This window comes from Kitasatospora sp. NPDC059088, assembly GCF_042738155.1.
In the GTDB taxonomy this organism is placed as follows: Bacteria; Actinomycetota; Actinomycetes; order Streptomycetales; family Streptomycetaceae; genus Kitasatospora.
In genome coordinates this window covers 1-8,723 of the sequence record NZ_JBHYGR010000227.1, presented here as the reverse complement: position 1 = coordinate 8,723, position 8,723 = coordinate 1, and the positions used below count along the sequence as shown (strand labels likewise).

At 72.3% G+C, this 8,723-nt stretch carries 8 protein-coding genes; 5 read left to right on the top strand and 3 right to left on the bottom strand.

Features of this window, described 5'->3' with window-relative positions; translation table 11 throughout:
* A partial coding sequence (gene lepA / locus ACFWXO_RS44125) for a translation elongation factor 4 (RefSeq protein ID WP_380532604.1) occupies positions 1-1,535 on the bottom strand: 1,535 nt, incomplete at its 3' end.
* Between the two features lie 421 nt (positions 1,536-1,956).
* Between lepA and rpsT the strand changes: the two genes are divergently transcribed.
* Both rpsT and ACFWXO_RS44115 read left to right on the top strand, forming a co-directional pair.
* Positions 1,957-2,226, top strand: coding sequence for a 30S ribosomal protein S20 (gene rpsT, locus ACFWXO_RS44120; protein ID WP_375892438.1), 270 nt, complete (start codon positions 1,957-1,959; stop codon positions 2,224-2,226).
* Positions 2,227-2,495: 269 nt separating this feature from the next.
* On the top strand, positions 2,496-3,383 hold the full coding sequence (locus tag ACFWXO_RS44115; protein ID WP_380532601.1) for a hypothetical protein: 888 nt from the start codon (positions 2,496-2,498) through the stop codon (positions 3,381-3,383).
* 16 nt (positions 3,384-3,399) lie between these two features.
* On the opposite strand, the gene holA is transcribed toward ACFWXO_RS44115, so the two are convergent.
* A complete protein-coding gene (gene holA / locus ACFWXO_RS44110) occupies positions 3,400-4,398 on the bottom strand; it encodes a DNA polymerase III subunit delta (RefSeq protein ID WP_375892435.1) in 999 nt (332 codons plus the stop codon).
* Positions 4,399-4,565: 167 nt separating this feature from the next.
* Here holA and ACFWXO_RS44105 point away from each other — a divergent pair, with 167 nt between their 5' ends.
* The gene (locus tag ACFWXO_RS44105) at positions 4,566-4,859 is read left to right on the top strand and encodes a hypothetical protein (protein ID WP_375892434.1); all 294 of its coding nucleotides are present in this window, start codon (positions 4,566-4,568) and stop codon (positions 4,857-4,859) included.
* Between the two features lie 55 nt (positions 4,860-4,914).
* Here the strand turns inward: ACFWXO_RS44105 and ACFWXO_RS44100 are convergent, their stop codons facing one another.
* Positions 4,915-5,850 carry a LysR family transcriptional regulator gene (locus ACFWXO_RS44100; RefSeq protein WP_375892432.1) on the bottom strand — a complete coding sequence of 312 codons (936 nt, stop codon included), beginning with the start codon at positions 5,848-5,850 and terminating at the stop codon, positions 4,915-4,917.
* Positions 5,851-6,125: 275 nt separating this feature from the next.
* Here ACFWXO_RS44100 and ACFWXO_RS44095 point away from each other — a divergent pair, with 275 nt between their 5' ends.
* Together ACFWXO_RS44095 and ACFWXO_RS44090 are read left to right on the top strand one after the other, a co-directional pair.
* Complete coding sequence (locus ACFWXO_RS44095) at positions 6,126-7,328, top strand: MFS transporter (RefSeq protein WP_380532607.1); 1,203 nt, start codon at positions 6,126-6,128, stop codon at positions 7,326-7,328.
* Positions 7,329-7,488: 160 nt separating this feature from the next.
* Positions 7,489-8,619, top strand: a complete 1,131-nt coding sequence (locus tag ACFWXO_RS44090; RefSeq protein WP_380532596.1) for a DUF4185 domain-containing protein — start codon at positions 7,489-7,491, stop codon at positions 8,617-8,619.
* Positions 8,620-8,723 lie beyond the last annotated feature (104 nt).

The following is an 8,723-nucleotide window of genomic DNA, read 5'->3' as shown; positions in this document are numbered from 1 at the left end:
TCCACCGGGTCGCCGTGCAGCAGGATGTCGACCTTCACCAGCTGGGCGGCCTGCTCGCCGATGGGCTCGTAGTCGAGCGAGGCGTAGCCGCGGGTCTTGGACTTCAGCTGGTCGAAGAAGTCGAAGACGATCTCCGCGAGCGGCAGGGTGTAGCGCAGCTCGACCCGGTCCTCGGAGAGGTAGTCCATGCCCTGGAGGTTGCCGCGGCGGGACTGGCAGAGCTCCATGATCGCGCCGACGAACTCGTTCGGCGCCAGGATGGTGCCGCGCACGACCGGCTCGAACACCTCGGAGATCTTGCCGCTCGGGAACTCGCTCGGGTTGGTGACGGTGTGCTCGGTGCCGTCCTCCATCACCACCCGGTAGACCACGTTCGGGGCGGTGGAGATCAGGTCGAGGTTGAACTCGCGCTCCAGGCGCTCCCGGATGATCTCCAGGTGCAGCAGGCCGAGGAAGCCGCAGCGGTAGCCGAAGCCCAGCGCGACCGAGGTCTCCGGCTCGTACACCAGGGCGGCGTCGTTGAGGCGCAGCTTGTCCAGGGCGTCGCGCAGCAGCGGGTAGTCCGAGCCGTCCAGCGGGTACAGGCCCGAGAACACCATCGGGCGCGGGTCCTTGTAGCCGCCGAGCGCCTCGGTGGCGCCCTTGTGCATCGAGGTGATCGTGTCACCGACCTTGGACTGCCGGACGTCCTTCACACCGGTGATGATGTAGCCGACCTCGCCGACGCCGAGGCCGTCGGCGACCTTCGGCTCGGGCGAGATGACGCCGATCTCCAGCAGCTCGTGGGTGGCGCCGGTCGACATCATCGCGATGCGCTCGCGCTTGGTGAGCTGGCCGTCCACGACACGGACGTAGGTGACCACGCCGCGGTAGGAGTCGTACACCGAGTCGAAGATCATCGCGCGGGCCGGGGCGTCCTTGACGCCGACCGGGGCCGGGACGGTGTTGACGATGTGGTCCAGCAGGTCCTCGACGCCGAGACCGGTCTTGGCGCTGACCTGGAGCACGTCGGAGGGGTCGCAGCCGATGATGTGGGCGATCTCGGCGGCGTACTTCTCCGGCTGGGCGGCCGGCAGGTCGATCTTGTTGAGGACCGGGACGATCGTGAGGTCGTTCTCCAGCGCCAGGTACAGGTTGGCGAGGGTCTGGGCCTCGATGCCCTGGGCCGCGTCGACCACCAGGACGGTGCCCTCGCAGGCCGCGAGGGAGCGGGACACCTCGTACGTGAAGTCCACGTGGCCGGGGGTGTCGATCATGTTGAGGATGTGGGTCGTCCCGGCGTCCGGCCCGGTCTTCGGGGCCCACGGGAGGCGGACCGCCTGCGACTTGATGGTGATGCCGCGCTCGCGCTCGATGTCCATGCGGTCGAGGTACTGGGCGCGCATCTGCCGGGGGTCGACGACACCGGTGATCTGCAGCATCCGGTCTGCGAGCGTCGACTTGCCGTGGTCGATGTGGGCGATGATGCAGAAGTTGCGGATCAGCGCCGGGTCGGTACGGCTGGGCTCTGGCACATTGCTGGGGGTCGCGGGCACCTTGGTCCGATTCTCCGTTGGTCCGGGGCCGGGGGTGTCCGGATCATCGCTGACCGGCTATCCCGGGGACCGGACAGTCTCGTCCGATCGAAATAGTTCCTCCCATCCTCCCACGACTACGGGGCGGGACGCCGTTCGGGCACCTCACAGCCCCCCGAGGGCGCCCCGAAGGGCTTCGCCCGGCCGCACCGAGGGGTTCCGCGGCTCGGCCGGGTACGTGCGGTGGCGGGAGCTGCCGCACCACTTCTCCCGGCCTTCTACCGGCCTTCTACCGGCCGCGGGCCGGCCGCCGGTTTGGGGCGGGCGGCGGGCCCCTGGTAGCGTGGTCAGCTGCACCTGGCCTCGGCATGCCCTCTCAGCTGGTCCGACGGCCGCACGGTGCAGCCCGTTCAAACCATTCAGACAAGACTGAGGCTCCTTCGTGGCGAACATCAAGTCCCAGATCAAGCGCAACAAGACCAACGAGAAGGCGCGCCTGCGCAACAAGGCCGTCAAGTCCTCGCTGAAGACCGCTCTGCGCAAGGCCCGTGAGGCCGCTGCCGCCGGTGACACCGAGAAGGCCACCGTGCTGGCCCGCGCCGCCTCCAAGGCGCTCGACAAGGCCGTGAGCAAGGGCGTCATCCACGCCAACCAGGCCGCCAACAAGAAGTCGGCCATCACCAAGCGCGTCAACACCGCCGTCCAGGCCTGACGCCCCCCGGGGGCTCCGGCCCCCACCGCCTCAGGGCGACCGGCCCTCTACCCGGAACCCCGAGGCGTGCGAGACTCGCACCGCACGCGGCCTGCGTTCGCCACGCGGGTGCGGTGCAGCACGAGCTGTACGACAGGCGCCGCAGTCATCCTCTCCCCGAGGGCGACTGCGGCGCCTGTCGCGTTCCGCGCCCCGGCCGCTAGGGTCGGTCAGGCGCGACCGGGGTGCGGGGAGCACCCACGGCGGCCAGTCCCGAGGGGGGAACTTCCATGACGACGCCACCGCCGCCACCGCCGTCGCCGGGTCCGGGTCCGGGTCCGGGTCCGGGTCCGGGTCCGGGTCCGAACGGACCGGGCTACGGCTTTCCGCAGCAACCGGCCACGGCGCCCGTACCCGGCACGGGCGGGCCGGGCGGACCCGGTGGATCCGGCGGGCTCGGCGGGCCGGGGGCCGGCAGCTTCGGGCCGCCGCTCGGGCTGCCGACCGCGCCCGGGCTGCCCGCCGCGCCGCCCAAGGGCGGTGGGCTGCGCCGCAACGCCGTCTGGGCCTTCGTCGGCGCGGTCCTCGCCTCGGCCGGCTGGGCCGCCGCCGTGGTGGCCGTCCCGGACCTCGTCAGCAACGACTCCTCACCGCGCAGCCTCGGCAACTACCACCTCTCCGACGACTTCTGCGCCACCGCGAAGCCCTCCCGGCTGCTGGAGACCTACACCGTCACCACGGACAGCAGTTCGCCGTCCCACCACACCGACCGGACCGCCGCCCTGGACAGCATGAACTGCTCCATGTCGCTCAAGCGGACCGGCGGCGGCACCGACAGCGAGTACGCCAGCGTGTACATCCGTGCCGACCTGCACAAGGCCGTCAACCCGGCACCCGAGCAGACGGCCGGCAAGGAGCTCTACCGGGCCCGGGGCTACCAGATCACCGACATCCCGGGGATCGGCGAGGACGCGTTCTTCATCTACAAGGACGACGGCGGTTCGGGCTCGTACCACAGCCTGTTCGGCGAGGTGCAGATCCGCGACGGCGGGATGACCTACTACATCAGCTACAACGCCAGTTACACCCAGGGGAAGGCCAACCCGCCGTCCATGACCGAGCTCCGCAACGACCTGCAGACCGACGCCGACAACGCCGTACGGGCCATGCGCAAGTAGCGGTCCGCCGCCGCGGTCAGTACGAGGGACGGGAGCCGGCCCGGGCGGCCTTGGCGACGGCCACCACCGCCCGCTCCAGGGCGAAGGCCGGGTCGGCCGAGCCGCCCTTGACCGCCGCATCGGCCTGGGCGATCGCGGTGAGCGCCGTGGCCACCGCATCGCCGGTCCACCCGCGCATCTGCTGACGGACCCGGTCCACCTTCCACGGCGGCATGCCCAACTCGCGGGCCAGATCGGCCGGACGCATGTTCCGCCCGGTCGTCGCCAGCCGGCCGATGCTGCGCACGCCGGAGGCCAGCGCGTAGGTGATGCCGGTCGGCGGCTGGCCGACGGCCAGCGCCCAGCGCAGCCGCTCCAGCGCCTCGGCCGCCCGGCCGGTGACCGCCAGGTCGGCCACCTCGAACCCGGTCGCCTCGGCCCGGCCGCTGTAGTAGCGGGCCACCACCGTCTCGTCGATCGTGCCCTCGACGTCCGAGGTCAACTGGCTGCACGCGGCGGCGAGTTCGCGCAGGTCGCTGCCGAGCGCGTCCAGCAGTGCCTGGCAGGCCTCCTGGGTCGCGGAGCGGCCCAGCGTACGGAACTCGCCCTTGACGAAGGCCAGCCGCTCGCCCGCCTTGGCCAGCTTGGCGCAGGCCACCTCGCGCCCGCCCGCCTTGCGCCCGAAGTCCAGCAGGCCCTTGCCCTTGGCCCCGCCGGCGTGCACCAGGACGATGATCACTTCCTCGGCCGGGGCCTCGATGTACGCCTTGACCTCCTTCACCGACTCGGCGGAGAGGTCCTGCGCGGCCCGGACCACGATCACCTTGCGCTCGGCGAACAGCGAGGGCGTGGTCAGCTCGGCCAGACTGCCCGGCTGCAGGCCGCCGGGCGGGAGGTCCCGCACGTCGGTGTCCGGGTCCGCCGCCCTGGCCGCGGCCACCACCTGGGCGACCGCACGGTCCAGCAGCAGCTCCTCCTGACCGACCGCGAGGGTCAGCGGGGCGAGCAGGTCGTCGGGTGCACTCTTCCTGGCCATCGCCTACCAGCATCCCACGCGCCGCGGACACTCCCGCCCGGACGGGCGGGAGCGTACGGGCGGGGGCGGGGGACGGGGGCCAGTGGTCCGGGGCCGGGGCCGGGGACGGGGCTCGTGAAGGCCGACCGCCCTGCGGGGGCGCGCGGCCCGACCTGGAGAATGGCCCGGTGACCGAGAACCACACCCCCGACCTGCCGGACGTCGAAGACCCGTTCGTCCGCCAGCTGCTCGTCCTGCCCGACCGCGACACCGCCGACGAGGCCGCCGAGGAGCTCTCCGCCGCCCATCCCGACCTCGGCGACCTGGAGATCGTCCGCGACGCGCTGGCCGGCGAGGACGACGCCGAGGACGCCCAGTGGCTCGTCGTCCTCGACCCCCCGTCCGACGGCTGGACGCCCACCCTCCTGCACGCCCTCGACACCGTCGCGGCCTCCTACGAGGGCTGGCGCGAGGAGGCCTGACCCGACCGTCGCCCGCCCCCGGCGCTCCCGGCGCTCCCGGCGCTCGCCGAGGTGGTCAGTTCGGCAGCACCCAGTCCGGCCGCCAGGTCCCAGGGGCGTCGTGGGCGGGCGTGGTGGCGGCGAGGTGGGCCCGGAGGGTGGCCAGGGCGGGGTGGGGGTTGTCCCGGTGCCACAGCAGCGAGTGCGGGTAGACCGGCGTCGGGTCGGTCACCGGGATGCGGCGCAGACCGTGCCCGGCGGGCCAGACCAGCCGGGTGCGCTCGCTCATGAAGGTGGCCAGGGCCGGGGTGTCGGCGACGGTGTCCAGCAGCGCGTCGGAACCGAAGTTGGGGCCGGTCGCCTCGATGGTGAGGCCGAACTCGGCGACCAGGTCGTCGTAGTAGGCGGCCCACTCGGTGCCGGGGGCGATGCCGGGCATCCAGATCCGGTGGCCGACCAGCTGGGCGACGGTCACCGAACGCGCGCCCGCCAGCGCGTGCGCCGGACCGGTGAGCAACTGCAAGGGCTCGTCGAGCACCCGGACGGACTCGACGTCCTCCGGGAAGGGCCGCCCGGGTGCGGCGACGGCACGGAAGGACGCGTCGATCGCCCCCGAGCGGATCGCGGCGACGGCCGCCGCCACGTCGAACAGCATCACCACGTCCAACTCGATCCCGGGGTGCGCGCGGTGGAAGTCGCGCATCAGACCCGACCCGGCGCCGCGCGAGGCGATGATGTCGACCCGCAGCGGCCGACGGCCCGTCCGCACCGAGGCGACGGCCCGCTCGGCGGCGCGCAGCAGTTCACGTGCGTGGGGCAGGAACGCCTGTCCGTCGATGGTGAGTTCGGCGCCGCGCGGGGTGCGGGTGAACAGGCGCACCCCGAGGTCGCGCTCCAGGGCGGCGATGCGCTTGGAGACGGCCTGCTGGGTGACCGCCAGGTCGACGGCGGCCTTCTGGAACTGGCCGGCCTCGGCGGCGGCGGCGAAGGTGCGTACGGCTTCGAGGTCCACGTCGGCCCACCCTAGGCCGATCCGACGCGCAATGTCAGACACGCCCTTGTGAACAACGGATGGTTGTACCCGAGGGGCGGATCAGTTGTTTGACCTGCGGTCGAGCCGCTCGGTTAGCTCTCCCCGGTCAACGTCGGATTGTTCGAACGGGATGCCGAGGGAGTGCGCCGGACATGGTGGGCACGGGGGACGCGGCAGGTGCGGCAGCCGCCGCAGGCACGGCAGCGACAGCGGGCAGGTTCGGCAGGAGACGGCTGGGACCGCGGTTCGGGTGGCTGTGGGCGGCCTACGCGGTCAGCGCGTACGGGTCCGGACTGGGATTCGGCGCCCTGCCGCTGCTGGCCGTCCTGGTGCTGCACGCCGGGCCCGCCCAGGTGTCCGCACTGTCCGCCGTGGGCCCCGCCGTGGGAGCGCTGATCGCGCTGCCGCTCGCCCCCTGGGTGGAGTTCCGGCGCAAACGCCCGGTGATGATCACCATGGACCTGGTCCGGTTCGCGGCCATGGCGACGATCCCGGCCGCCTACGCCCTCGGACTGCTCGGCTTCGCCCAACTGCTGGCGGTCTCGGCCGTCGTCGCCGCGGCCAAGATCGCGTTCAACGCGGCCGCCGGCGCCCACCTCAAGGCCCTGGTCCGACCCGAGGACCTCCTGGTGGCCAACTCCCGCTTCGAGTCGACGAACTGGAGCTCCATCGCGATCGGACCGCCCCTGGGCGGGGCCGCCATCGGCCTGTTCGGACCGGTCACCACCGTGATCGCCGACGCCCTCAGCTACCTGCTCTCCGCCCTCGGCATCGGCGCCATCCGCGGCCGGGAGGAGACCCCGCCGCCCGCCGGGCGGAACCCGCGGCGGGCCGGCTCGGTCCTCGACGGCTGGCGGCACATCCTCGGCGACCCCGAGCTGCGGGCGCTCTACCTCAACAACCTGCTCGTCTCCGGGCTGATCATGGCCACCGAACCGCTGCTGGCCGTCCTCATGCTGCGCCAACTCCACTTCCCGCCCTGGCAGTACGGCCTCGCCTTCGCCGCCCCCTGCCTCGGCGGACTCATCGGCTCCCGGCTCGCCCAGCGTGTCGTGACCCGCTACGGCCGGCACCGGGTGTTCCGGACCGTCGGCGCCCTGCGCGCCGTGTGGCTGATCGGCCTGGTCCTCGTCCGCCCCGGCGTCGTCGGCCTGGTCACCGTGATGGCCGTCGAACTCGCCATCATCATCAACATGAGCCTCTACACCCCGGTGCTCGCCACCCACCGGCTCGAACGCACGCCCGAGCACCTCCTCGCCCGCACCCTGTCCGCCTGGTCCATCGGCCAGCAGACCGCCATCGCCGTCTGCACCACCCTCGGCGGCCTCCTCGCCGACACCACCGGCCCACGCACCGCCCTCGCCGCCGCGGGCCTCCTCATCCTGGCCACCCCCCTCCTCCTCCCCCGGGGCACCCCCGCCCCGGCCCCTCACCCCCCGGCCCCCACCCGTACCTGAGGCCGCCGGGCCCCACGCCTACCCAATTCGGGTGAAGGTCCGTCCACCCACCGACGGGGCGGCGGCGGGCCGCCGTAGCCTCGGTGGCGCCCCGTCGCCGCTCGGGTGCGCGATCCGGGCGAAGGTGCGGGATCCGTCGATCCGGAAGGCCACCGACACCATGACACGCTCAGCGGGCGGACACGACGAGACGCCGACACCCGGCGGGCCCTCCCGCCGCCACCTGCTCAGGATCGGCATCGGCGTCGCCGTGGGGGCCGGGGCCCTCGGCTCCGGCGCTCCCGCCGCGCTCGCCAACGGCCCGTACGACCCGACCGCCCCGACCATCGCGACCAAGATCAAGAACCTCAGCGGCCCGGCCGAGACCGGATCGTTCGGCGCCGCGTGGACCGACCTCGGCATCCCCGTCCGGTGCCCGGACGGCACCATGCTCTTCGTCTGCGGCGACACCTACTCCGGCGACCAGCTCTTCACCGGCCAGTGGAACGCGCCCGTCGGACTGCGCTCCAGCAGCGCCGACCTGGACAACCTGCGCATCGACGGCGTCGTCCAGGGCGCCTACGGCATCAGCCTCGTCGACGAGCCGCACACCCAGGTCGGCGACAAGTTCACGACCGCGATCCCCTCCGACGCCTTCGTCGTCGACGGTGTGATGTACATGCACCTGATGCGCGGGGTCATCTACGACACCCACCACACCGACTTCTGGCGCTCCACCGACAACGGGCAGACCTGGGAGTACCTGTGCCAGTGGCCCGGCGACCTGTACGGCGGGCAGTTCCAGCAGAAGACCTACGCGGTGGCCGACGACGGCTACTGCTACGTGCTGTCCACGGTCTTCAACCGTGAGGTGGAGTCGGGGATGCTGCTGCACCGGGTACGGAAGGAGAGCCTCGGCACCCCGGACGCCTACGAGCCCTGGGGCTACACCGACGGCAACTGGCAGTGGAACGCCCCCGCCCCGACGACCGTCTTCGGCACCCGCAAGTGGGGCGAGCTGTGCTTCCGCGCCATGGACGGCAAGTACGTCCTCACCTGGCTGAACACGGACCCGCTGTCGATCAGGGCGATGGTCTTCGCACTCCCTACCTCGGACCTGACCAGGACGCTGGAACAGGCCATGATCCTCCCCGGCGCCCCGGGCCAGGAGACCGCCAACTTCGTGGCCAGCCCGTACGGCGGCTTCGTCATCCCCGGCTCGACGTTCGGCAACTTCCACATCGTCGTCAGCCAGTGGTACGACGTGACGAACTACCGGATCATGCAGTACCGGATCAACATGCTCTCCTGACCGCCCCTACCCCGGCCTGATCTTCCCCGGCCCAACTGGCCCGGGCCGTAGGCGCATTGCTCCGGTGGCGGCGCGGGGCGGGGCGGGCCCGGGGGGGGGGGGGC

Excerpts from the sequence above, each read along its gene's own strand:
- ACFWXO_RS44090 (WP_380532596.1), top strand. The coding sequence starts at position 7,489 with ATGACACGCTCAGCGGGCGGACACGACGAGACGCCGACACCCGGCGGG.
- ACFWXO_RS44115 (WP_380532601.1), top strand. The coding sequence starts at position 2,496 with ATGACGACGCCACCGCCGCCACCGCCGTCGCCGGGTCCGGGTCCGGGT.
- holA (WP_375892435.1), bottom strand. The coding sequence starts at position 4,398 with ATGGCCAGGAAGAGTGCACCCGACGACCTGCTCGCCCCGCTGACCCTC.